The sequence below is a fragment of the Oceanicola sp. 22II-s10i genome, assembly GCF_002210105.1.
In the GTDB taxonomy this organism is placed as follows: Bacteria; Pseudomonadota; Alphaproteobacteria; order Rhodobacterales; family Rhodobacteraceae; genus Pseudooceanicola.
Window position 1 is genome coordinate 319,242 of record NZ_AQQU01000005.1, and the last position, 24,776, is coordinate 344,017.

General features: G+C 68.5%; 21 protein-coding genes. 11 read left to right on the top strand and 10 right to left on the bottom strand.

From position 1 onward, the window contains the following. Nucleotides 1-2: 2 nt before the first annotated feature. Complete coding sequence (locus ATO6_RS14990) at nucleotides 3-2,273, bottom strand: xanthine dehydrogenase family protein molybdopterin-binding subunit (protein ID WP_088624819.1); 2,271 nt, start codon at nucleotides 2,271-2,273, stop codon at nucleotides 3-5. Nucleotides 2,274-2,519: 246 nt separating this feature from the next. Between ATO6_RS14990 and ATO6_RS14995 the strand changes: the two genes are divergently transcribed. Continuing rightward, entirely contained in the window at nucleotides 2,520-3,176 is a 657-nt protein-coding gene (locus ATO6_RS14995) for an aspartate/glutamate racemase family protein (protein ID WP_088624820.1), read from the top strand. Here the strand turns inward: ATO6_RS14995 and hydA are convergent. Genes hydA through ATO6_RS15035 form a run of 8 tightly spaced genes read right to left on the bottom strand, consistent with a single transcriptional unit; the run spans nucleotide 3,173 to nucleotide 11,307 of the window. Further along, on the bottom strand, nucleotides 3,173-4,570 hold the full coding sequence (hydA, locus tag ATO6_RS15000; protein ID WP_088624821.1) for a dihydropyrimidinase: 1,398 nt from the start codon (nucleotides 4,568-4,570) through the stop codon (nucleotides 3,173-3,175). The two genes, ATO6_RS14995 and hydA, sit on opposite strands and share 4 nt — an antisense overlap. Next, complete coding sequence (locus tag ATO6_RS15005) at nucleotides 4,567-5,313, bottom strand: aspartate/glutamate racemase family protein (RefSeq protein WP_088624822.1); 747 nt, start codon at nucleotides 5,311-5,313, stop codon at nucleotides 4,567-4,569. Before ATO6_RS15005 ends, hydA begins: the two co-directional genes overlap by 4 nt. Further along, nucleotides 5,313-6,659, bottom strand: coding sequence for an amidase (locus ATO6_RS15010; RefSeq protein WP_088624823.1), 1,347 nt, complete (start codon nucleotides 6,657-6,659; stop codon nucleotides 5,313-5,315). The genes ATO6_RS15005 and ATO6_RS15010 overlap by 1 nt, the downstream gene beginning before the upstream one ends. Then, nucleotides 6,656-7,543: a polysaccharide deacetylase family protein gene (locus ATO6_RS15015; protein WP_088624824.1), complete on the bottom strand. Its 888-nt coding sequence runs from the start codon at nucleotides 7,541-7,543 to the stop codon at nucleotides 6,656-6,658. The genes ATO6_RS15010 and ATO6_RS15015 overlap by 4 nt, the downstream gene beginning before the upstream one ends. Further along, nucleotides 7,540-8,340 carry an ABC transporter permease gene (locus tag ATO6_RS15020; protein WP_088624825.1) on the bottom strand — a complete coding sequence of 267 codons (801 nt, stop codon included), beginning with the start codon at nucleotides 8,338-8,340 and terminating at the stop codon, nucleotides 7,540-7,542. The genes ATO6_RS15015 and ATO6_RS15020 overlap by 4 nt, the downstream gene beginning before the upstream one ends. Beyond that, nucleotides 8,337-9,167 carry an ABC transporter permease gene (locus tag ATO6_RS15025; RefSeq protein ID WP_088624826.1) on the bottom strand — a complete coding sequence of 277 codons (831 nt, stop codon included), beginning with the start codon at nucleotides 9,165-9,167 and terminating at the stop codon, nucleotides 8,337-8,339. Before ATO6_RS15025 ends, ATO6_RS15020 begins: the two co-directional genes overlap by 4 nt. Further along, nucleotides 9,164-10,243, bottom strand: a complete 1,080-nt coding sequence (locus tag ATO6_RS15030) for an ABC transporter ATP-binding protein (RefSeq protein WP_088624877.1) — start codon at nucleotides 10,241-10,243, stop codon at nucleotides 9,164-9,166. Before ATO6_RS15030 ends, ATO6_RS15025 begins: the two co-directional genes overlap by 4 nt. An 11-nt stretch (nucleotides 10,244-10,254) precedes the next feature. Further along, complete coding sequence (locus tag ATO6_RS15035) at nucleotides 10,255-11,307, bottom strand: extracellular solute-binding protein (protein ID WP_254919163.1); 1,053 nt, start codon at nucleotides 11,305-11,307, stop codon at nucleotides 10,255-10,257. Between the two features lie 214 nt (nucleotides 11,308-11,521). On the opposite strand from ATO6_RS15035, the gene ATO6_RS15040 reads away from it, so the two are divergent. Further along, nucleotides 11,522-12,832, top strand: a complete 1,311-nt coding sequence (locus tag ATO6_RS15040) for an amidohydrolase family protein (protein ID WP_088624827.1) — start codon at nucleotides 11,522-11,524, stop codon at nucleotides 12,830-12,832. Between the two features lie 3 nt (nucleotides 12,833-12,835). Here the strand turns inward: ATO6_RS15040 and ATO6_RS15045 are convergent, their stop codons facing one another. Continuing rightward, nucleotides 12,836-13,519, bottom strand: coding sequence for a GntR family transcriptional regulator (locus ATO6_RS15045; protein ID WP_088624879.1), 684 nt, complete (start codon nucleotides 13,517-13,519; stop codon nucleotides 12,836-12,838). Between the two features lie 276 nt (nucleotides 13,520-13,795). Here ATO6_RS15045 and ATO6_RS15050 point away from each other — a divergent pair, with 276 nt between their 5' ends. The 9 genes from ATO6_RS15050 (at nucleotide 13,796) to ATO6_RS15090 (ending at nucleotide 24,776) form a co-directional block, all read left to right on the top strand. Continuing rightward, complete coding sequence (locus ATO6_RS15050) at nucleotides 13,796-15,175, top strand: aspartate aminotransferase family protein (RefSeq protein WP_088624828.1); 1,380 nt, start codon at nucleotides 13,796-13,798, stop codon at nucleotides 15,173-15,175. A 135-nt stretch (nucleotides 15,176-15,310) separates the two neighbouring features. Beyond that, on the top strand, nucleotides 15,311-16,783 hold the full coding sequence (locus tag ATO6_RS15055) for a PLP-dependent aminotransferase family protein (protein ID WP_088624829.1): 1,473 nt from the start codon (nucleotides 15,311-15,313) through the stop codon (nucleotides 16,781-16,783). A 147-nt stretch (nucleotides 16,784-16,930) separates the two neighbouring features. Beyond that, entirely contained in the window at nucleotides 16,931-18,436 is a 1,506-nt protein-coding gene (locus tag ATO6_RS15060; protein WP_088624830.1) for an aldehyde dehydrogenase family protein, read from the top strand. Between the two features lie 27 nt (nucleotides 18,437-18,463). After that, nucleotides 18,464-19,219, top strand: a complete 756-nt coding sequence (locus ATO6_RS15065; protein WP_088624831.1) for a sulfite exporter TauE/SafE family protein — start codon at nucleotides 18,464-18,466, stop codon at nucleotides 19,217-19,219. Nucleotides 19,220-19,271: 52 nt separating this feature from the next. Further along, the gene (locus tag ATO6_RS15070; protein WP_088624832.1) at nucleotides 19,272-20,834 is read left to right on the top strand and encodes an ABC transporter substrate-binding protein; all 1,563 of its coding nucleotides are present in this window, start codon (nucleotides 19,272-19,274) and stop codon (nucleotides 20,832-20,834) included. Nucleotides 20,835-20,873: 39 nt separating this feature from the next. Further along, nucleotides 20,874-21,860, top strand: coding sequence for an ABC transporter permease (locus ATO6_RS15075; RefSeq protein ID WP_254919164.1), 987 nt, complete (start codon nucleotides 20,874-20,876; stop codon nucleotides 21,858-21,860). Further along, complete coding sequence (locus ATO6_RS15080) at nucleotides 21,857-22,771, top strand: ABC transporter permease (RefSeq protein WP_088624833.1); 915 nt, start codon at nucleotides 21,857-21,859, stop codon at nucleotides 22,769-22,771. Before ATO6_RS15075 ends, ATO6_RS15080 begins: the two co-directional genes overlap by 4 nt. Beyond that, nucleotides 22,768-23,769, top strand: a complete 1,002-nt coding sequence (locus ATO6_RS15085) for an ABC transporter ATP-binding protein (protein WP_088624834.1) — start codon at nucleotides 22,768-22,770, stop codon at nucleotides 23,767-23,769. The genes ATO6_RS15080 and ATO6_RS15085 overlap by 4 nt, the downstream gene beginning before the upstream one ends. Beyond that, nucleotides 23,766-24,776, top strand: coding sequence for an ABC transporter ATP-binding protein (locus tag ATO6_RS15090; RefSeq protein WP_088624835.1), 1,011 nt, complete (start codon nucleotides 23,766-23,768; stop codon nucleotides 24,774-24,776). Before ATO6_RS15085 ends, ATO6_RS15090 begins: the two co-directional genes overlap by 4 nt.

Here is a 24,776-nt window from a genome sequence, read left to right on the forward strand (position 1 = left end):
CCTCAGGCCGACTGCAGCGCCTGCCACAACCGGCCCGGCGTCGCGGGCATGTCGAAACCGGTCACACCCTTCTGGGCCAGCGCATCGGCGACGGCGTTCATCACGGCGGGCAGCGAGCCGACCGTCCCGGCCTCACCCACGCCCTTGACCCCCAGACGGTTCGACGGCGACGGGGTGGCGCGCAGCAGGATCGCGACCTTCTTCAGCATGTCGGCGCGGGGCATGACATAGTCCATGAAGGTCCCGGTCAGCAGCTGGCCGTCCTCGTCGTAGCTGACCTTTTCCCCGAACACCTGCCCCAGCCCCTGCACCAGACCGCCGTGGATCTGGCCGATCACCAGCGTCTCGTCGATGACCGTGCCGCAGTCGTCGACCGAGATGTAGTTCACCAGTTCGCGCGCGCCTGTCTCGGGGTCGATCTCGACCTCGGCCACATGCATGCCCGAGGGGAAGCACTTGGGCGACGGCAGTTCAGCCCGCGTGTCCAGCGCACCGGGCCTGTCGCGGGCGATGTCCGACAGGCTGACCGAGCGGTTCGCCCCCTTCACGCGGTAGACGCCGCCATCGGCCTCGATCGCGTCCTCCTCCGCCTCCAGCATCTCGGCGGCGATGGCGCGGGCCTTGCGGATGACGATCCGCGCGGCCTCGTCAAAGACCGAGCCCTGGCTCATCATCGAGCGCGATCCGAAGGCGCCGCCGCCCTTGAGCGCGACCGTGACGCCATCCTGAAAGCGCAGCGAGACATCCGCCTCGTCGATGCCGAGCACCCCGGCGACGAGGCGCGGATAGACCGTCTCGTATCCCTGGCCCGACGCCTGCGAGACCTGGTCCAGCCAGACCTTGCCCGACCCGTCGAAGCTGATCTGCACCTCGTCCACAGGCGCGACCCCGCCCGCCGGTTCGATGAACAGCGCGCAGCCGATGCCGCGCAGTTTCCCGCGTGACGCGGCCTCGGCCCGGCGCGCGTCGAACCCGTTCCAACCACCGGCGGAGAGGCCGGTGTCGAGCAGCGTGGAGAAATCGCCGGAATCGTATTCGGACGGAACGACGGCGGTGGTCAGGCGATAGGGGAAATCCGTGCCCTTCAGCATGTTGCGGCGGCGCAGTTCGACCCGGTCGATCCCGGACACGCGCGCCGCTTCGTCCACCGCGCGTTCCACCGCATAGGCCATTTCAGGCCGCGCGGCGCCGCGATAGGCGGTCACAGGGACGGCATTCGTGACAGCGACCCGCGTCCGGCCCGAGATGGCCGGGATGCGGTAGGCCCCCGTGGCCATCGCCGCCGAGTTCACGACCGGCGTCATCGGCCCCGCCGCGCTCGGGAACGCGCCGCAGTCGACCAACCAGTCGTGGCGGATGCCGAGGAAGCTGCCCTCCGCGTCCAGCGCCAGCTCGACCGTCATGCTGATCGCGCGGCCGTGCATGTCCGACACGATGGTTTCCGACCGGCTGGCCACCCAGCGGACCGGGCGCCCGATTTCCTTCGACGCCAGCGCCAGCGCCGCGTGTTCGGGATAGGCGTCGCCCCGGATGCCGAACGCGCCGCCGACGTCCTCGGCGTGGACGAAGACCTTTTCCGGATCCATCCCCGTCGCCGCGCAGAAGCTGGGGCGGATCGCGGTCACACCCTGGTGGCCGGACCACAGGTGCACCTCGTCGCCGCGCCATTCGGCGAGGACGGCCTTGGGCTCCATCGGGTTGCCGATCAGCCGGTTGCCTTCAAGCGCAACACTCACAACGTGGGCCGCCCCGGCGAAGGCCGCCTCGGTCGCCGAGTCGTCGCCGTAGCGATGTTCGAAGCAACGGTTGCCGGGAATGTCGTCGTGCAGCAGCGCGGCCCCCGCCTCCAGCGCGGCGGCGGCCCCCACCACGGCAGGCAGCGGGTCGAGGTCGAGCGTCACTGTCTCGGCCGCATCGCGCGCCTGCGCCTCGGTTTCGGCGACGACCAGCACCAGCGGCTCGCCCACGTAGCGCACACGGTCGATCGGCAGGCTCGGCACGTCGACGGCCTTGAGCGGGCCGTCCACGCCCTCGACCGGCATGCGGCCCGGTGCGCGGCGATAGCCCGCCGCCTTGAGGTCCGCGCCGGTCAGCACCGCCAGCACGCCCGGCATCTCGCGCGCGGTGTCGGTGTCGATGCCTTCGATCACGGCATGGGCGTGGTCCGAGCGGACGAAGACGCCATGCACCTCGCCGTCGAGCCGCCAGTCCGCCGTATAGCGCCCGGTCCCCGTCACCAGCCGCCGGTCCTCGCGTCGTCCGCCTGTCGTCATGTCAGTCTCCCGTTGAACAGGGGCATTGATCCGCGCGGCGGGAGGCGAGTCAAGACACCCTGCCCTTGCCGCCCGGAACAGACGGTCCCCGGCGTTCGCTTAAATGGGATGCAATTTCACGATATCGCCAGACGCGGCGCCGATGACCTCTCAATACGTATTGAAAACGCGCACTCCAAATGGCATCCCATTATCAGGCGCCCGGACCCACCCGCCTGCCGTTTCGCATCCGAGAGGGGGAATTCCATGACGCGCATCCTGCTGATCAACCCCAACACCAGCCTCCGCGCCACGGTCGCGATGTGCGCCATCGCGGCAGAGGAACTGGCCGAGCCGCCAGTCGGGCTCACCGCCAGTCGCGGGCCCGAGCTGATCGCCGACCCGGCCTCGCTGATCCGCGCGGGCCGTGCCGTGGCCGCGACCGAGGTCCCCGCGGACACGGCCGCAGTCATCGTCTCGGGCTTCGGCGATCCCGGCGCGGGCCCGCTGGCCCTGCGGCTGCCCTGCCCCGTGGTCGGGATCGGCGCGGCGGCGATCCGTGCGGCGGCGCGGGATGGCCTGCCCTTCGCCGTGGCGACCACGACGCCCGAGCTGGATCGCGAGATCACGGCGCTCGTCCATGACACGCTGCCCGAAACCGGGCACGGCCTGTTCCTCGGCAACCATTTCGCCGCGGGCGATCCGCTGGGGCTGATGGCGACGGAGTCCGGGCTCGACGATGCGCTGGCCGGGGCTGTCGGACAGGCCGTGGCGGCGGGCGCGCAGCGTGTCATCATCGGGGGCGGCCCGCTCGGCGCGGCGGCGGAGCGGTTGCGCGCCCGCGTGGCGGTGCCATTGATCAACCCGGTGCGTTGCGCGGCGCGCGAGGTCGCGGCACTGCTTGCGCTGCCCGAGCGGACCTAGCGCAGCACGTCCGGCGCGGTCCGGGCGATGTGGCCGCCCGTGGCCTCGGCCAGCGGCGCGCCGTCCAGCATCACCGTCCGCCCGCGCAGGATCGTCCGCACCGGCCAGCCGGTGATGTCGAAGCCCTCCCACGGGGTGTAGTCCGCGCCATGGTGCAGGTCGGCCTGCCGGATCGGACGGGACAGCGCGGGATCCCACAGGACGATATCCGCGTCCTTGCCGACCATGATCGCGCCCTTCCGCTCCAGCCCGTAGAGCCGGGCGTGGTTCGTCGCCGTGATCGCCGCGAATTTCTCGAGCGAGATCCGGCCCTTCACCACGCCTTCGGAGAACAGGATCGGCAGGCGCGTCTCGACCCCCGGAATGCCGTTCGGGATGTTGCGGAAGCTCTTGCGCGCGCCCGGCGCGTCCTTTCCGGCCTCGTCGGCAAAGCGGAACGGGCAGTGATCGGAGGAGAACAGTTCGAAATCGCCGCCGGTGATCCCGGACCAGATCGCGTCCCATTCGCCCGCCGTGCGGGGCGGCGGCGAGCAGACGTATTTCGCCCCCTCGAACCCGGCCCGGTCCAGATCGTCGGCGGTCAGCGTCACGTATTGCGGGCAGGTTTCGGCGAACACCTTGGCGCCGCGCTGGCGACCGCGCCGGATCTCGTCCAGCGCCTCGCCGTTCGAGACGTGCACGATGGTCAACGGCACATCCGCGATCTCGGCCAACGTGATCGCCCGGTGCGTCGCCTCGCGCTCCACCGGCACGGGTCGGGTGCGGGCATGATGCATCGGGCCGGTCTGGCCCTCGCGCTCGGCCTTGTCGCGCAGGAACTCGATCGCGTCCTCGTTCTCGGCATGGACCATGACCAGCGCATTCTGCTCTCGCGCGACGGCCATGACCTCGAGGATCTGCCGGTCGCTCAGGGCAAGGCCCTGGTAGGTCATGAAGACCTTGAAGCTGGTGTGCCCGGCGGCGATCAGCGCGGGCAGGTCCTGCCCCAGCGTGACCGGGTCGGTTTCCTTGACGATCAGGTGGAACGACACGTCGCAGAAGCAATTGCCCGCCGCCTTGGCGTGATAGTCCGCCACCGCCTCGCGCAGGGTCTGGCCATCCTCGGGCAGGCAGAACGGCAGCACGGTCGTATTGCCCCCGGCGACGGCGGAGCGGGTGGCCGAGGCGAAGTCGTCCGCCATCTCGATCCCCGGCCCCGAGGGCTGGGAAATATGGACATGGCTGTCGATCCCGCCGGGCATGGCGATCAGGCCCGTGGCGTCGATGACCTCGGCCGCGCCGTCCAGCCTTGTGCCGAGTGCGGTGATGACGCCGCCCTCGATCCCGATGTCGCAGGTGGAAACCCCGCCCGGCGTGACGACCCGCGCGCCCCGGATGATCGTGTCAAAGCTCATGCGCCCGCCTTCATCGCTATGGTGTCGGCCAGCGCCTTGGGCAACCCGACCGAGGATTTCGCGGCGGGCTTGCAGGCGCGTTCCATGAACACCGGTTTCATCGCCGCCAGCGCCATCGCCTGCGCCACGGCCGCCGAGATCGGGTCGATGACGATGGCCGGCACCTCGCCCGCGATCTGCTGCGCGAGACCCGCCAGCGGCGCGCCGCCGAGGATGACGACGTCCGCCCCGTCCTCCAGCACCGCCCTGTTCGCCAGCCGGATCAGGTCCGGCTTGAGGTCCTTGGCGACCGAGCCGACGTCGATCTCCTGCATCCCCGGCGTCTTGACGCCGGTGAAGCGGGACCCCAGGCCGGTGCTCTTGATGCAGTCCTCGTACCAGCGGGTCATGAGCGGGGTGAAGGTGACGACCGAAAACCGCTCGCCCAGCATCGCCGCAGACAGCACCGCCGCCTCGGCCATGCCGACGATGGGCAGGTCGAAGATCTCGCGCGCGGGGGCGAGGCTGGGGTCACCGAAGGCCGCGATGACCACGGCGTCGATGCCGTCGAGGTTCTCGGCGATCATCTCCAGCGCGATGGCGCCCGCGATCTGCGCCTCGGCGCGCGAGGCGATGTAGGGAAAGCCCTTGGCAGCGGTCAGCGGCACGATCTCGGCCCGGTCGCCGACGACGTCACGGGCGATGTCCGCCATCGTGTCGGTCATGGCCTGGGTCATGTTGGGGTTCAGAAGGAGAATGCGCATCAGCTTGCTTCTTGGTGTTGGCGTTTGGTCAGAAGGGCCTCGGCCCGCGCGGCAAGGTCGAGCAGCGCGGCATCGCGCCCCCGGCCCGCGACGATCTGCAGGCCGAGCGGCAGGCCTTCTCGGGTCGTGCCGCAGGGGATGGAGATGGCCGGACAGCCCGCGTGATTGGCCTGCGGGGTGAAGGCGGCATGGTCGCGCGGGGCACAGGGCGCGCCGCCGATGGTGTCGGGGGTAAGCTGGCCGACCGGCCACGCGGCGCAGGGGGTCGTCGGGACGAGGATCGCGTCGTGTTCGGACAGGAACGCGGTCAGGATCTCGCGCATCCGGTGCGAGGCGTGATGCGCGCGGGCGACATCGGTGCCGGTGAACCCCGCGCCCTGAACGATCTGGGCGGCGAGGTCGGGGTCGAATATGTCCGGCGTCTTGGCGTGTGCCTCGCCGAAGAGCGCGGCGAGACCGGCGAACTGCAGCGGCATGACGGACGCGCCGGTCAGGCCCTGCCAGTCGGGGGCGGCGTCGGTGACTCTCAGGCCATCCACCCTGATCCGCGCGACGGCCTGATCGAACGCCACGGCCATGTCCTCGTCCAGCAGCTGCCCCAGCCCGTAGTCCGGCGAGGCGGCGAGGTCTGTCAGCGGCGCGCCCTCGGGCATCTCGGCCAGCACCGACATCGCCAGACGCACGTCGGCCACGTCCCGCGCGATCGGGCAGATGGCGGAGATGCCCCAGACGGGTTCGTCGAACCCCGGCCCGTATGGCACGAGGTCCTGCGTCGGCTTGAAGCCCACGACACCGGTATGCGCAGGCGGCCGGCGGCTGGACCCGCCCGCGTCGGTGCCGATGGCCAGCGGCACCATGCGCGATGCCACCGCCGCGACCGGCCCGCCGGAGGAGCCGCCGGGGGTCCGCGTGGTGTCGAGCGGGTTCAGCGTCCGCCCGTGCAGCGGGGTGTTGGTGACGCCCTTGCAGGCAAACTCGGAACAGGTGGCGATGCCGACGATCATAGCGCCCGCCTGCCGCAGGAGCGCCACGCACCGCGCATCCTCGGGCGCGACGAACTCCGCGAACAGGCGCGAGCCCTGCGTGATCGTCAGGCCCTTCACCCAGATGTTGTCCTTGATGACGACCGGCACACCCGCCAGCGGCAGGTCCTCGCCCGCCACCAGCCGCGCCGCGACAGCCGCAGCTTCGTCCATCAGCGCGGGGTTCATCGCGCAGATCGCGTTCAGCTCCGGGTTCAGCGCCTCGATGCGCGCCAGCGCGTCCCGCGCCGCTGCCTCGGGTGTCGCGCGGCCCGCGCGCACCTCGGCGGCGAGCGCCACGGCGGAGAGGTCCATCAGGCTCATACCCCGCCCCCATGCACCTGCGCCCAGTGAGCGGCGATGTCGCGGCGGGGGGCAATCCAGACGCCTTCATGTCCGGCGATATGCGCCAGCACCGTCTCCAGCCCGGCGATGCGGCCGGGGCGCCCAATGATCCGCAGGTGCAGGCCGATGGACATCATCCGCGCCGCCGTCGCGCCCTCGGCATAGAGCCGGTCGAAGGCGCCGATCACGTAGTCCGAGAAATCCCGCGCCTGTACGAACCCGCCGCCGGGCGAGAAGCGCATGTCGTTGGTGTCGAATGCATAGGGCAGGATCACGTGCCCGCCCTGCATCCGGGGCGTGTCGTCGTCGTAGCAGTCGCTGTCGTAGAGGAAATCCCCCCGTTCGATCAGCAGGTCGCGGGTGTTGACCGACGAGGCCGACCGCGTATGCCAGCCGACCGGTGCGGTGCCGCAGGCGGCGGCGATGGCCGCATGGGTGCGGGCGATGTCCGCCGCTTCGGTCGCGCGGTCCATATGCGCGTGCCGTTCCCAGAGCCAGCCGTGGCAGGACACCTCGTGCCCCCGGCTCGCGATGTCCTGCATCAGCCAGGGCAAACGCTCCGCCGCCCGTCCGCAGGTGGAATAGGTCGCCCTGACGCCGTAGCGATCGAAGGCCTCCGCGATCCGGGCATGGCCGCGCCGGGTGCCGTAGGCGAAATGGCTTTCCATGCAGGGGTCGGGCACGCCCTCGACCTCCTCGCGGATCTCGTAGGTGGGTTCGTTGCGCGGATCGCCGTCGCCGATGGACAGCTCCGCCCCCTCCTCCACGTTGACGACGAAGGAGACGGCCAGCCGCGCGCCATCGGGCCAGCAGGGCGCGGGGTCCGCCCCGAAGTAGCCCTTGAGGTCGCGGCGGTCGGTCATCCCTGGATCATCCTGTTCAGGCCCACGGTCCGCGACCCGACCAGCAGCACGATCACCGCCAGCAGGATCAGGCCCGACGACATGGCCGCCAGCGACGGATCGGGCTGTTCCTCGAGATACTGCAACATCTTGATCGGCAGCGTCTTGTTCCGCGCATCTGTCAGGAAGATCGAGATCGGGTAGTTGTCCATCGACGCGAGGAAGGCAAAAAGGCCCGAGGTCAGGTAGGCGGGCGCGAGGTTCGGGACCAGCACCTTCATGATCGCGCGGGGATAGCTGAGCCCTAGCGTCCGGGCGGCGTCGATCATCGAGAAATCGAACGCCCCCATCGAGGCCAGCAGCGTCCGCATGACGAAGGGCAGCGTGATGACGATATGGCCCAGCAGGAGCGACCAGTAGGCGTCCCGCAGACCGATCTCGCGGAAGAACTGCAAGAGCGCCACGCCCACCACCAGCCCCGGCATCATCAGCGGCGAGACGGCGAAGGTCGCCACCCACTCCCGCCCCCGGAAGTTCCCGCGCACCACGCCGATGGAGGCGAGTGTGCCGAGCACCAGCGAGATCGCGGTCGAGACGAGCGCGAGGTTCAGCGACAGCACCACCGCATCCCAGAGCCCCGAGCGACGGTCGAGCGACTGATACCAGCGCAGCGACCAGTCGGGCGGCGGCAGGGTATAGACCGGCGACGAGGTGAAAGAGGCGGCCACCGTGATGACGATGGGCAGCATCAGGAACAACACGCAGCCGAGGCCGATGACCCAGCTCAGCACGCGGAAGATGCGGTCGGTCTGGGTCATTGCCGCGCCTCCAGCCTGCGGGCCAGCCAGCTGGAGAACACGACCACGATGATCGCGATGGCCAGCAGCACGGCCGAGATGGTGGAGCCGAGCGCCTCGTTCCTGAGGTAGAGGAAGCTTCGGGCGATGAGCATCGACAGCGTCTGCTGGCGTTCGCCGACGATCAGCGAGGGGATGACATACATCGAGATCGCCATCGAGAAGGTAAAGGCGGACCCCGCGACGACGCCCGGCAGGGTCAGCGGCAGGGTGACGTGGAAGAACCGGAAGAACGGCGTCGCACCGAGCGAGGCGGCGGCCTCGGGCAGGCGCTGGTCCAGTTGCCGGACGACGGCGTAGATCGGCAGCACCATGAACGGCAGGAACACGTTCGCCGCGCCGATCACCAGCGCGGTTTCGGTGAACAACATCCGGACGGGTTTTTCCGTCAGCCCGATCCATTGCAGCGAGGTGTTGATGAACCCGTTCGCGCGGAACAGAATCGACCAGGCGAAGGCCTTGACCACCACGCCCAGCGACATCGGCAGGACCATCGCGACAAGGAAGACGGTCAGCATCGGCCCCTTGGCGCGGTTCATGGCGAAGGCGGTCGGATAGGCGATCAGCAGCGCCAGCAGCGTCGTCAGCGCGGCGACGCGCAAGGTCCGCAAGAGGACGCCCATGTTGTAGTCGTCCGAGAAGAAGGCGGCATATTCTGCGAATGAAATACCGTCGGGCGTGCGGATCGACTTGGCCAGCAGGATCAGCAGCGGCAGCGCGTAGATCACCGCAAGGTAGGCCAGCCCCGGAACCGCCAGCAGCGAAATGCGGTCGATGCGCGAGGTCATGAGGCCATCCCGTAGACCAGCGTGTCACCGACGGCCCAGCCGAGTTCCACCTTGTCGCCCCGCGCCATGCCCGACCGGATGCCGGGGAGTTCGCACAGGATGCGGTCGACCTCGCCCGCGCCGCCATGCAGCACGGTCTTGGAGCCCAGCACCATCACGTCGGCCAGCGTGGTCGCGATCCGGTTCTCGCCCTCGCCGGGTTTCACCAGTTCGGGCCGCACGCCGACAAGTGCCCTGGTCCCCGCCGGAATGTTCTCCTGCGCGCGGACCTTGCCATAGGCGGTGTCGAAGACGGTCAGGTCCCCGTCCCTGCCCTTCGACACGGCCTCCAGCCGGGTGGAGAGCCCGACGAAATCCATCACGAAGGGCGAGGCGGGACGGGAATAGAGTGTCGAGGGATCGGCGAACTGTTCGATCCGTCCGGCGTTCATTACCGCGATCCGGTCCGAGACGCCCATGGCCTCTTCCTGGTCGTGGGTGACGAAGATCGCCGTAATGCCACGGTCCAGCAGCAGGGATTTCAGCTCCACCTGCATCGTCTCGCGCAGCTTGCGGTCGAGGGCGGAGAAGGGTTCGTCCAGCAGCAGCAGGTCCGGCCCCACCACCAGCGCCCGCGCCACGGCGACGCGCTGTTGCTGGCCGCCGGACAGCGCCGCGATCGGGCGGTCGGCGAACTCGGTCATCCGCACCAGCGCCAGCGCGTCGGCCACCGGTGCGCCGGTCGCGCCCTTGGCCATGCCCCGCGCGCGCAGGCCGAAGGCCACGTTCTCGGCCACCGTCAGGTGCGGGAACAGCGCGTAGTTCTGGAACACGACCGAGATGTTGCGCTTGTGCGCGGGCTGGCGCGTGATGTCGCGCCCGTCCAGCACGACCGAGCCTTCGTCGGCGTCCAGCAGACCCGCGATGATCCGCAGCAGCGTGGACTTGCCGCAGCCCGAGGGACCGAGAAGAGACACCAGCTCTCCCCGCTCCACCCGGAAGTTCATGTCGGACATGACGCGCGTGCCCTTGAAGGACTTGGCCACGCCCCAGACGTCAAGGTAATGGCGCCCCGCCGGGGCTTTCTCCGCCGTCATGCCCATGGGTCTCAGACCGCCATCAGCTTGTCGAAGCGGTCGATCCAGTCGCGGCGGTTCTTGGCGACGAAGGCCCAGTCGGGGCTGTAGATCGCCACGCCGTCGGGGATCACCGCCCCGGCCTTGACCTTGGTGTTGGCGGGGACGGAGGTCGCGAAATCGGCGATCGCCGCCTGCATCGTCTCGCCCAGCATCTCGTTCACGTAGGCCTGCGCCAGTTCCGGGTTCGGCCCGCCCTTGACCAGGCAGATGCCCGACGGCATCGCGAAGATGCCTTCGGAGGGGGCGGCCAGATCGACCGGCACACCCTCTGCCTTGCGCGGCAGGGTGTAGGACGAGAAGTTGCCGGCGAGCATGGAGATCTCGCCCTGCTCCAGCAGGTTGAAGGCCTGGCTCATGGTCGAATAGACCGACAGCAGGTTCGGTTTCAGCTCTTCGAGCTTGGCGAAGGCCGCGTCGATTTCATACTGCGCCTCGGCAAACGGCTTGCCCGACCCCAGCATCGCGGCGACGAAAAGCGTCCACATGCCCTCGGTGTTCTGCAGCGACGGGATGATGACCTGCCCCGAATTCGCCGGGTCCCACAGCGCGGCCCAGGACGGCACGCCGTCGGCCATGTCGGTGTTGTAGGCCACGCCCGCCCAGGGCTGGACGTAGTTGCACCACATGCCGTCCATGTGCACCGCGTCGGGGCGCAGGTCGGTCATGTTCGGCACGGCATCGGCGGTGATCGGGGTCAGCAGCTCGGCCTCGACCGCCTGGATCATGACGGGATCGTCCATCTGCACGACGGACAGGTAGGGCGCGTCCTTGTTCGACGCCATCTTCTCGAGGTTGACGGAGGACTTGGTGCCTTCGAACAGGATGTCCGCGCCGATGGCCGACTTCATGTGCGGGGCGACGATCTGTTCCATCCACGCGGTGTGCGACCCGGCGCAGCCGATCACGATTTCCGAGGAGGATGCACGCAGAAGCGACGGCGCGGCGAGCGTGCCGACGGCGGCGTAGGCGGAGGTCTTGAGCAGGGTGCGGCGGGAGATGCCGGCGGAAAACTGGCGTTTCATGATGGTCCTCATGTCCGGTTCGGTTGGTCGGTTTCAGGTGATGCCGATCGGTTCTGATGCCGTCTTGCAAATGGAATGCCATCTGGATTAGCTCGATCCGACCCCCGACATGCGACCCGGAAGCGACTCTGGAGTGCATGTTTTCTTAAACTTTCCGATATTCGGGCGTGAATGACGGCAGTTTGCACAGTTCTTTGGCAGAAGGAAAACTGAAATGGCATCCCATCTGAGAAACGTGACCCTTCTCACCCCCGACTCAGCGGTCCGCTTCGGCGCGGATATCCGGATCGAGGAGGGGCGAGTCGTGCAGATCGGCGATGCGCTGTCTCCCCTGCCCGGCGACGAGGTGATCGACGCGCGTGGGGCGCTGTGCCTGCCGGGGCTGGTCAACAGCCACAACCACTCGCCGCTGATGATCGTGCGCGGCATGGTCGAGGACAAGGGCTTTGCCCCTGCCTACACCCCCGGCGTGCCGCAGGGACACTGGCTGTCGGACGAGGACAGCCTCGCCCTGTCCCGGCTCGGCGTGATGGAGATGCTCTGTGCCGGGGCCACGACCATCGTGGACTACTACCGCTGCCCCGAGGCGCTGGCGCAGGCGGCGGATGACTTCGGCCTGCGCGCGATCATCGGCGGGCGGGTGATGGACATGGACACCGCCGCGCTGGCACAGGGACGCTTCGAACGGGACGCGGCATTGGGCGAGGCGACGCTGAAAGCCGCGTTGGACGTGCAGGCGAAATGGGACGGCAGGGGGCGGATCACGACCATGCTCGCGCCCCATGCCCCCGACAGTTGTTCGCGCGACATGTTCCGGGAAATCGCGGCACTGGCGGCGCAGTCGGGCAAGCAGGTCCACACCCACCTCAGCCAGTCGCAGATGGAGGTCGATCAGCTGCGGGCGCGCGAGGGACTGACCCCGACCGAGTTCCTCGACGACCTCGGCCTGCTGAACGCCGACCTGATCGCGGCGCATTGCATCTTCATGTCCGACAGCGACATCGCCCGCTTCGGCGCGGCGCGGGGCATCGTCGCCCATGCCCCCATCGGCAACGCCAGCTTCGGCGCAGCCGCCCCGATCAAGGCGCTGCGTGACGCGGGCGCACGGATCACCATCTGCACCGACACGAAATCCGCTGACATGTTCGAGGCGATGCGCATGGCCATCGCCTCGGCCCGCTGGCGGGCGGGCATGTCCTTCGACCTCGATGCGGCGGAGGTCTTTGGCTGGGCCACCACCTCCCCCGCCGCCGCGCTGAAGGGCCACGCGGCCACGGGCCGGATCGAGGTCGGCGGACCGGCGGACCTGATCCTGCTCGACCCCGACGCGCCGAACCTGCGCCCGGTGATCGATGGCTTCGGGATCCTCGCACATTCGGGCAGCGCCGCGAACGTCACCGACGTGATGGTCGAGGGCGAATGGCTGGTCCGCGACCGCCGCCCGACCCGGATGGACATGGGCGCGGTCGTGGCCGAGGCCCAGAAGGTGGCGGAAAAGCTCTGGGCCCGTGCCCGCGCGGCCTGAGCCTCAGCCCTCTTCGGCCAGCACCGAGGCGACGGTTTCACCCGTATGCGTCAGGTGCTGGCGCCAGACCCTGGCCGCCGCCTCCGGATCACGCGCCCGCAGCGCCTCCATCAGCGTCTCGTGCTCGCCGACCGCCTGCTCCAGCCGGTCGGGGCGCATGATCGCCAGATACCGCCCCCGCCGCGCCCGTGCGATCAGGCGGCGGTGCGTGTCCTCGACGATTTCATTCCCGCAGCGCTGGACGATGAAGTCGTGGATCTCGGAGTTCATGTCGAAGTAGTCGGTGTGGTTGCCGACCTTGTGATACATGAGCATACGCGCATGCATCTCCTCGATCTCGTCCAGCGTGGCCGCGTCGATGGTCCGCGCCAGCCGCTCGGCGGCAAGGCTCTCGATCGCCGCGATGATCTCGAACAACGCCAGCGCCTCGTCGGCCCCGTATTGCAGCACCTGCGCGCCCTTGTTGCGCGAGATGGAAATCAGACCGTCCGCATGCAGCAGCTTCAGCGCCTCGCGCACCGGGGTCCGGGACAGGTCGAGTTCCGCCGAGATCTTGCGCTCCACCAGCCGCGAACCGGGGGGGTAGACGCCCTTGACGATCCGGTCGCGCAGCACGTCGGCCACCCATTCCGCGATGGCGGTCGGCGTGTCGGGCTGGATCGCTTCGTGGTCTAGCGGCGTGTTCATGAGGCCCTGCATACCATCCCCGCCAGAGGATGGCATCCCATATCGGTCAAGCCCGCCACTTGTCCCCGCAGGTGATGTCGCCGCGCCCCGGACGGGTGCGGAACTACCAGCGACAGGGCACGTCGTCATGGGTTCTCGGCCAACCGCCGATGCGACGACACGCAGGACCGAGGCAACGTTATCCGCTCTGGTTCCCCCGTTTCCGGCAGGCTGGCGCTGTCCCTGACGTCGCGTCCGCCGCTTTGTGGGTGCAACGACAGCGACGAGGAGTCCCCGATGTACGACAACGATCTGAGCGGCGTGGTCCAGTCCGACCGCGCGCATGTGTGGCACCACCTGATGCAGCACCGCGCCTTCGACACCAAGGATCCGCGGATCATCGTCGAGGGCCGCGGCATGCGGGTCTGGGACCAGCACGGGACCGAGTTCCTCGACGCCGTGTCGGGCGGGGTCTGGACCGTCAACGTGGGCTACGGACGCGAAAGCATCGGTGACGCGATCCGCGATCAGGTCGTGAAGATGAACTACTTCGCGGGCAGCGCCGGGTCGGTGCCGGGTGCGATCTTTGCCGAGAACCTGATCGCCAAGATGCCGGGGATGAGCCGGGTCTACTACACCAACTCCGGTTCCGAGGCGAACGAGAAGGCGTTCAAGATGGTCCGCCAGATCGCCCACAAGCGCTATGGCGGCAAGAAGACCAAGATCCTGTTCCGCGAACGCGACTACCACGGCACCACCATCGGCGCCCTGTCCGCCTGCGGTCAGGAACAGCGCGTCGCGCAGTACGGGCCCTTTGCCCCCGGCTTCGTGCAGGTGCCGCACTGCCTCGAATACCGCGCCCAGTGGGACCTGAGCGGCGAGGCTTACGGCCAGCGCGCCGCCGACGCGATCGAGGAGGTGATCCTGCGCGAAGGCCCCGACACCGTGGGTGCACTCTGCCTCGAACCCGTAACCGCCGGCGGCGGCGTGATCGTCCCGCCCAAGGGCTACTGGGAGCGGGTGCAGGAGATTTGCAAAAAGTACGACGTCCTTTTGCATATCGACGAAGTGGTCTGCGGCGTGGGCCGGACCGGCGAATGGTTCGGTTACCAGAACTACGGCGTGACGCCCGACATGGTGACGATGGCCAAGGGCGTCGCATCGGGCTACGCCGCCATTGCCTGCCTCGTCACGACCGAGGACGTGTTCGACCAGTTCCGCTCGGACGCCTCGGACCCGCTGGACCATTTCCGCGACATCTCGACCTTCGGCGGCTGCACCGCAGGCCCCGCCGCGGCGATCGAGAACATGCGCATCATCGAGGACGAGGGCCTACTGGCCAACACCAGGGAGATGGGCGCGCGGCTGATGGCGGGTCTCGAAGGGCTCAAGGAAAAGCACGCCTGCGTGGGGGACGTCCGGGGGCTGGGGCTGTTCGCCGGGGCCGAACTGGTGGCCGACCGCAAGACGAAGGAGCCGATGGCCGAAGGTCTGGTGCAGCAGGTCGTCGGCGCCTGCGACCGGCGCGGCGTCCTGATCGGGATGACCAACCGCTCGATCCCCGGTTTCAACAACACCCTGTGCCTGTCGCCCGCGCTGATCTCGACGGCAGACGACATCGACCGGATCGTCGACACCATCGACTCGGCCATCGCCGAGGTGGTCACGGCGGCGTGAGACCGCCCCATCCGACCGCCACGCCTGCCCAATAAACAGGCGGCGGCGGGCGGCGGACGCGACGACATGCATCACGAAACCTGACGCTGCGATGCAGCATATTGACCCCGGCCCCGGCGATGCGAGGCTGGGGTCATGCTAGACAATGCCCTGTTCCAGCCCCGCGCGCCGGGGACGCCCCTGCAGGCATGGATCCGTCAATCGCTGGTCAACGCGATCCTCGACGGCAAGCTGGCTGTCGGCCAGCGGATGCCGGCGACACGGCACCTGTCAAAGAGCCTCGGGATCGGGCGCAACACGGTCACCGCCGCCTACGAGGAACTGGTGTCGCAGGGGTTCCTCGAATCCCGCGAACGCATGGGCTTCTTCGTCGGCACCCTGCACCGCGACCTGCCGGCCGAGACCGAGCCGCATGCCGCCACCGGATCCTCGGTGGCGTGGTCCAAGCACCTGAAGTTCGCGCCCAGCCAGATGCGGCACATCGAGAAACCGTGGGACTGGCACGACTACAGGTATCCTTTCGTCTACGGCCAGGTGGACCGGAACCTGTTCCCCATTGACCAGTGGCGCGCCTGTTCGCGTGACGCGCTCGGACGGTCGGCCATCGACTACTGGGCGTCCGACCGCGCGCTCGAGGACGATCCGCTGCTCCTGGAACAGCTCTGCCGCCACGTCCTGCCGCAGCGCGGGATATTCGCCCGGCGCGACGAGGTGATGATCACCCTCGGCTCCCAGCACGGGATCTACGTGCTGTCCCAGCTTCTCCTGCGCCCCGGCGACAGCGTTGCGGTCGAGGATCCGGGCTATCCCGATGCGCTGAACATCTTCGACGCGCACCGCGCCAACATCCGGCGGATGCCCGTGGACGACGACGGCATGGTGCTGGACGACGCCGCCGCGGCGAAACTGAAGGGCGCGGGCCTCGTCTTTGTCACCCCCGCGCACCACTGCCCGACGATGGTCACGCTGTCGAACGACCGTCGCACGCGGCTGCTGGACCTGGCGGAACGCGACGATTTCCTGATCCTCGAGGACGACTACGAGGGCGAGATCCGTTCGGACGAGACGCCCCCGGCGCTCAAGTCCATCGACCGCTCCGGCCGTGTCATCTACATCGGCACGATGTCCAAGGTGCTCGCCCCCGGCGTGCGGATCGGCTACATCGTCGGCCCCGCGCCGCTGATCGCCGAGGCCCGCGCGATGCGGCGGCTGATGCACCGCTCGGCCCCCCTGAACAACCAGCGCACCGCCGCGATCCTGCTGGCCAACGGCCATTACGAGGGCATGGTCCGCGCCCTGCGCGAGGCCCTGTCGCACCGCAGGCAGGAAGCCATCGACTCCGTCCACCGCGATCTGCCGGACTTCCGCCTCAGCCCCAGTATCGGCGGGTCCAGCCTGTGGCTGGAGTGCCCGCCAGACATCGACGCCTCGGCCCTGATCGCCGCCAGCGCCGAACGCGGGGTGCTTGTGGAAAAGGGCGATCCCTTCGTCGCGCCCGAGCTTGGCGGGCGGTTCTTCCGTCTGGGCCTCAGCGCGATCGACAAGCGACTGATCGGGCCGGGAATCGCGGAAATCGCCGCCGCCGTCCGCGCGCTGCGCGGCACCTGACGGATGGGCGGCATGTGCCTGCGGATTAGGCAGGTCACGGCCGCGGGCATCACGAAACAGGGGGATCCGGGCGGCTGGTCCCTCTGGAACCCTCCAATCCCGGCGGCTGGACCTATGGCCGTTTCTGCGGTGCCGCATGGTGGTGGCATGGACAAGACACTCGCCCTTCCCCGGCGTCCCGAGGACGCCACCACGCCCGAGGACTGGCTCGCCGTTCTCGCCGACCGCAACCTGATCGGCGGGGACCTGACCACCGCTGCCGCATCGCTCGACGTGTTCGAACCGGCGCTGATGAAGGTGCTCGGCTCTGCCGCCGCCTCCGGCATGGCCGAGGTCGACGCCGCCGTCGCAGCAGCGAAGGCCGCGCAGCCCGCATGGGCCGGGACCAATGCCCGCAAGCGCGGCAAGATGGTGGCCGAGGCGGGCCGCGCGATCACCGCCGAGGCCGAGGTGCTGGCGCGTTTGCTGGCGCGCGAGACGGGCAAGGCCATCGCCACCGAATGCCGGGGCGAGCTGGCCGTTGCGGCGGACCTGCTGGAATTCTACGGCGGCCTCGGGTCCGAGCTGAAGGGCGAAACGGTGCCCTTCGACCCGACCGTCTTCGCCACCACCACCCGCGAACCGCTGGGTGTCGTGGGGGCCATCGTGCCCTGGAACGTGCCGCTGGTGCTGACGATGCTCAAGATCGCCCCGGCGCTGGTCGCGGGGAACACGGTCGTCATCAAGGCGTCAGAGGAAGCGCCCTTCGCCACCCTCGCCTGCGCCGTCATCCTGAACCGCCACCTGCCCGCGGGCACCGTCAACGTCGTCGTCGGCGACGGCCCGGAATGCGGCGCGGCGCTGACCGCGCATCACGACATCGCCAAGATCACCTTTACCGGGTCCGAGGCCGCGGGCCGCATCGTCTATGGCGCGGGCGCGCAGCGGATCGTGCCGGTCTCGCTGGAACTGGGCGGCAAATCCCCGATGATCGTCTGCGCCGACGCCGATCTGGACAAGGTCGTGACCGGTGCAATCTCGGGCATGCGCTTCACCCGGCAGGGGCAGAGCTGCACGGCCGCCTCACGCATCTACGTCCACGCGGACCTCTACGACGCCTTCCTCAGCGCGCTGAAGGCGAAGCTCGACGCGATGGTCATCGGCGATCCGCTGGACCCGGCCACCGAGATCGGGACGATCATCAACCCGCGCCAGAAGGCCACGATCGACCGCTATGTCGGCATCGCCGAGGCGATCCCCGGCGCGACGGTCGTCCGCTGCGGGACCCTGCCCCAGGCCGCGCACCTTGCGCCCGACCTCTTCATGCAGCCGACCTTGCTGCTGGACCTCCCCGAGGACAGCCCCGCCGCGCGCGAGGAGATCTTCGGCCCCGTCTGCATGATCCAGAAATGGACCGACTACGAAGCGGTCATCGCCGCCGCCAACGCATCGCCCTACGGGCTGGCCGCGACGGTCTGGACCGACAGCCTGACCACCGCGCTGGACGCCACGCGGCGGCTGAACGCGGGCTACGTGCAGGTGAACCAGAACCTGACCATCCAGCCGAACCTCAGCTACGGCGGCTTCGGCAACTCCGGCCTCGGGAAAGAGGCGTCGCTCGAGGCGATGCTGGAGCACTTCACCCGCAAGAAGACCATCGTGATGGCGATGTGAGGGCGATGACCGGGGGACCGACACATCATGACGCTCCTGCCCTGGCCCGAAGCCGGTCTGGTCTGCCTCTCGGTGCTCTGCGCCGGGATCCTGAGGGGGATCACGGGGTTCGGCTTTGCCCTGGCCGCCGTGCCCGCGATGTCGCTGTTCCTGCCGCCCGCGCAGGCGGTGACGCTGGCCGTGCTGATCCAGAGCCTTGCCGGGCTGAAGGACAGCGTGACGCTGCGCGGGACGTGGGACAGCGCGATCCTCAAACGGCTGATCGCGGGGGCCGTCGTAGGCACCCCCTTCGGCGTCGCGTTGCTGCTGTGGCTGGACCCCACCGTCACGCGGATCGCGATCGCGGTGCTGATCCTCGCCGGGCTGCTGATGCTGAAGCTGAACCCCGGCGGCGGGCCGCGCCCGCCCTCGATGCGCGCGGCGGTCGTCGCGGGGGCCGTGGCGGGCCTCTTCGGCGGGTTCGCGGCGATGCCGGGGCCCCCGGCCGTCGCCTATTTCCTGACGACGGACGTGCCCGCGAAACGCACGCGCGCCTCGCTCATCATCTTCTTCTTCGCGACGTCGCTGCTGGCGATGCCCGGCCTGATCTGGGGCGGGCTGGTCACCGCGCAGAGCGTCGCGATGGCCGTCCTTGCCCTGCCCCTGATGCTGACCGGCACATGGCTGGGCGGACGGGTCTTTGCCCGGACCAACGAAGCCGGGTTCCGGCGTCTGGCCATGCTCGTTCTGCTGGCCACCGCCCTTGCCTCGGGCGCTCGGGGGATGGCCGCGATCGCGGGCTGAGCGCACCACCACTCACGCAGACAACGAAAAGACCCAACAGGAGACACGACCAATGAAACACTGGAAATCCCTGCTTGCCGCGACCTGCATGTCGGCCCTGATGACCGGCTCGGCACTGGCCGAAGGTTCGCTCATCGTCGGTTCGGTCGGCGTGCCGCGCCACTTCAACGGTGCGATCCAGTCGGGCGTCTACACCTTCATGCCCTCGTCCAACATCTACGCCTCGCCGCTGCGCTATTCCAAGAGCTGGGAGCCGGAGCCCTACGTCGCGACCGCGTGGGAAACCTCGGAGGACGGGCTGACCGTCACCCTGACCCTGCGCGACGACGTGAAGTTCCACGACGGCGAGCCGCTGACCGCCTCGGACGTCAAGTTCTCGATCGAGACGATCAAGGCGAACCACCCGTTCAAGACGATGCTGGAACCCGTCGCGTCGGTCGAGGCGCCGGATGACACCACCGTCATCATCCACCTCGCGCATCCGCACCCGGCCCTGCTGCTGGCCATGTCTCCGGTGCTGATGCCGATCCTGCCGGAACACGTCTATGGCGCGGACGCCGGCGACATCCAGCAGAACCCCGCCAACCTCGCCCCCGTCGGCGCGGGGCCGTTCAAGTTCGTCGAGTACAAGCAGGGCGAATACTACAAGCTGGCGAAGAACGAGGACTTCTTCATCGAGGGCAAACCGTATCTCGACGAGATCTACGTCCAGATCTTCCCCGACAGCAACTCGCTGATCCTCGCGCTGGAACGCGGCGACGTGGACATGGTGCCCTTCGTGTCCTCTCCGCGCGACCTCAAGCGGCTCTCGGACAATGCCGACCTCGTGATCGAGAGCGATCTGGGTCAGGCCATCGGCCCGATCAACTGGCTGGCCTACAACACCAAGAAGGCCCCGCTGGACGACGTGCGCGTCCGCAAGGCGATCAACTATGCCATCGACCGCGACTTCATCGTCAACGTGCTGCTGCAGGGTCAGGCCCCCGTCGCGCCCGGCCCGATCGTCCCCGGCTCGCCGCTGGCGAACGCGAATGTCGAGAACTACGACCTCGACATCGACAAGGCCAACGCGCTGCTGGACGAGGCAGGGCTGATGCCTGGCGCGGACGGGATGCGCTTTACCATCACCGCCGACACCACCAACGGGTCTGAGGAGATGGGCCGCAACCTGCTGGACTACATGAAGTCTCAGCTGCGCAAGGTCGGCGTGAACGTCGAGATCCGCATCGCGCCCGACTTCCCGACATGGGCCAAGCGGATTTCCAACTACGATTACGACGTGACCATCGACAAGGTGTTCAACTGGGGCGACCCGGTGATCGGCGTCAACCGGACCTACGTCAGCTCCAACATCCGCCCCGGCGTGATCTGGTCGAACACCGGCCAGTACGAGAACGCGCGGGTGGACGAGCTTCTGGCCGCCGCCGCGACCGAGACGGACCAGGAAAAGCGCAAGGCGCTCTATGACGAGTTCCAGGAGATCGTGGTGGACGAGACCCCGATCTACTTCCTGAACGTCATCCCCTACAACACGGTCTACAAGAAGGGCCTGATCGGGATCCCCGACGGGATCTGGGGTGCCGTGTCGCCGATGGACGACCTCCGCTGGGAATGATGACCGGCAGAGACTGAAGGCAACAGGAGGATCCCGCCGATGGACATATTCCGCAAGATGACGCCCACCCTCACCCGGCTTCTCGAAGCCTTTCTGCTGGTGATGGCGGTGGTGATCCTCAACTTCCTTCTCATACAGCTCGCCCCCGGTGACCCGGTCGAGGTCATCGTGGGCGAAATGGGCGGCGCCTCGGAAGAGCTGATCGCCCAGCTCCGCGCCAGCTACGGGCTGGACCGGCCCGTGCTGGAGCAGCTGTTCATCTATCTCGGCAAGGTGCTGACCGGCGATCTGGGGTATTCCTACTACTTCAACACCCCCGTGCTGGACCTGCTGCTGCAACGGATGCCCGCGACGATCCTGCTGGTCCTGTCGGCGCTGGTCGTGGCGGTGGTGCTTGGCACCTTCGCCGGCGCCCTGTCGGCCAAGAAGCCCGACGGGATGGGCAGCCACCTCGTCACCCTGTTCTCGCTGGTCGGCTATTCGGCCCCGGTGTTCTGGATCGGGATGATGCTGCTGATCGTCTTCGCCTCGATCTGGCCGATCTTCCCGGTCTCGGGGATGTATTCGATGCGGCGCCCTGACGGGATCGGCTACTACCTCGACATCGCGCATCACCTCGTGCTGCCCTCGGTGACGCTGGCGACGATCTACATCGCCTATTACAGCCGCCTCGCCCGGACCTCGATGATCGAGGTGCTGGGGCAGGATTACATCCGCACCGCCCGCGCCAAGGGCCTGCCCGAGAACAAGGTGATCTGGAAACACGGCCTCAAGAACGGCCTGATCCCGATCGTCACCATGATCGGCCTGCAGTTCGGCCAGCTGTTCGCCGGGGCCGTTCTGGTCGAGACGGTGTTCAACTGGCCCGGCCTCGGACGGCTGGCCTATGATTCCATCCTGCGCCGCGACTATCCCACGCTGCTCGGGATCCTGCTGTTTTCCGCCGTGCTGGTGATGATCGCCAACGCGCTGACCGACATCGCCTATCGCCGGATCGACCCCCGCATGCGGAGGGCCAAGGCATGATGAAGAGCGACCCCATGACCGACACCCTGCCGCCCCAAGCCGAGGTCGCGCCGCCGCCCGCGGCCAAGCCCGACCACCCGATGCGCGAGACGATGAAGATCTTCCTGCGCAACAAATCGGCCGCCGGCGGGCTGATCCTGCTGCTGGCGATCCTCTTCGCCACCGTCTTCGGCCCCTCGATGTATGGCGTCGACCCGCTGGAAATGGTCTGGGTCCCGCTGTCGCCCCCCGGCGACGGCACGCCGCTCGGCACCGACTACATCGGGCGCGACATCCTTGCGGGCGTGCTGGTCGGGGGCCGGGTGACGCTGATCGTCGGCGCGGTCTCGGCCATCATGACCATCGTCATCGGCATCCTCGTCGGCGCCTTCGCGGGCTTCTTCGGCGGCCGCACCGATGTCGCGCTGATGAAGTTCACCGAGTTCTTCCAGGTCCTGCCCTCGCTGCTGCTGGCGATGGTGCTGGTGACGATCTTCGCCCCCAGCCTGTTCACCATCATCCTCGCCATCGGCATCGTCGGCTGGGCGCAGGTCGCGCGGCTGACGCGGGCCGAGTTCATGCGGATCGGCAACCTCGAATACGTCAAGGCCGCCCGCGCGGCCGGGGCCGGCAACGCCTACCTGATGTTCCGGGTGATCCTGCCCGGTTCGCTGCCGCCGATCATCGTCGCCTCGGCGTTGGTCACCGGCTCGTCCATCCTGTTCGAGGCCGGGCTCAGCTTCCTCGGGCTGGGCGATCCTAACCAGCTGACCTGGGGCCTGATCATCGGCCAGAACCAGAACTACCTGCTGGACGCATGGTGGACGGTCACCTGCCCCGGCGTGGCGATCTTTCTCACCGTGCTCGCGATCTCGCTGATCGGCGACGGCATCAACGACGCCCTGAACCCCCGAGCGAGGAAACGCGCATGACCGCCCAGCCCTTTCTGGAAATCCGCAACCTCACGGTCGAACTGCCCACCGACAGCGGCCCGATCAAGGTGCTCGACGACATCTCGCTGGCGATCCGGCGCGGCACGACGATGGGAGTCGTGGGCGAATCCGGCTGCGGCAAGTCGATGACCGCATTGGCGATCATGCGCCTGCTGCCGCCGGGGTTCAAAATCACCTCGGGCCAGATCCTGCTGGACGGCGAAGACATCACCGACGTCCCTGACGCCCGGATGCGCGAGTTGCGCGGCAACGAGATTTCGATGATCTTCCAGGAGCCGATGACCTCGCTCAACCCGGTCTTCACCGTGGGCGAGCAGATCGCCGAGGCGGTGCGCCAGCATCAGGGCCTCGACACCGGCAAGGCCGAGCAGCGGGCGATCGAGATGCTCAAGGCGGTGCAGATCCCCGGCGCCGAGGCGCGGCTGAATTCCTATCCGCACGAGTTTTCCGGCGGGATGCGGCAGCGCGTGATGATCGCCATGGCGCTGGCCTGCCAGCCGCGCCTGATCATCGCGGACGAGCCGACGACGGCGCTCGACGTGACCGTTCAGGCCCAGATCTTCGCCCTGATGCGCGAGCTGCAGCAGGAAACCGGCACCGCGATCATGCTGATCACCCACGACCTCGGCGCGGTGGCCGAGATGGCGGATGACGTGGCCGTCTTCTATGCCGGCTGGCGGATCGAAAGCGGCCCGGCGGCGGAGATCCTGCGCCGCCCCTCGCACCCCTACACCAGCGGCCTGATGTCCTGCACCCCGCGCCTGCGCCTCGGCGCCTCGGCGGCCGAAGGCGGCGCGGCCCTGCGCGAGATCGCGGGCATGGTCCCGCAGCTCGGCAAAATGCCCGTCGGCTGCCGCTTCGCCCCGCGCTGCACGCGCGCCGACGGCTACTGCCGCACCAACGTGCCCAAAGACGTCATCGTCGGGCCGCAGCACACGGCGATGTGCTGGAAAGCCGAAGAGGAGGCACTGGCATGAGCGGAACCGACATTCTCAGGGTCAACGCGCTGAAGGTGCATTTCGACGTGGGCCGCGCCCCCGGCGGCGGGCGCAAGATCGTGCATGCGGTGGACGGCGTCGACTTCACCGTCCGGCGCGGGTCGAGCTTCGGCATCGTCGGCGAAAGCGGCTCGGGCAAGTCGACCATCGCGCAGGCGATCATGCGGCTGGTGCCGATCACCGACGGGTCGGTCTATTTGCAGGAACACCAGATATCGGGGCTGGAGGGCCAGAGCCTGCGCGACGTGCGCGGCAAGTTCCAGATGGTGTTCCAGGACCCCTTCTCGTCCCTGAACCCCCGCAAGAAGGCCCGCGCCGCGATCCGCGAACCGCTGGATCTGCTGGACATCGGCGAGGCCAGGGGCCGCGACGGCGTGGCCGAGGACATGCTGACCGCCGTCGGCCTGCACCGCGAGGCGGGGCGGCTGTTCCCGCACCAGTTCTCGGGCGGCCAGCGCCAGCGCCTGTGCATCGCCCGCGCGCTGGCATCCAGGCCCGAGCTGATCGTCTGCGACGAACCGGTCTCGGCGCTGGACGTCGCGATCCAGGCGCAGATCCTGAACCTGCTGCGGCAGTTGCAGGCCGACATGGGCCTGTCCTACGTCTTCATCTCGCACGATCTGGCGGTGGTGCAGTACATCTGCGACGACGTGGCGGTGATGTATCTCGGCGAGTTTGTCGAGACCGCCCCGGCGAAGTCGCTCTTCGCCTCGGCCAAGCATCCCTACACGTGGTCGCTGATGTCCGCCGCCCTCTCGCCCGAGAACGAGCGCGGGACGCTGGCGAAACGCCCCCTGCTGGGCGGCGAACCCCCGAGCCCGACCGCCCCGCCCCCCGGCTGCCGCTTTGCCGCGCGCTGCCCCTTCGCGACGGACCGGTGCCGCGCCGAGAAACCCGCGCTGCGCGGGTTCGGCGGCGGCCACAAGGTCGCCTGCCACTATGCCGGAGAGCTGGAGCCGCCGCTGCCGGAGCTGAAGGCAGCCTGA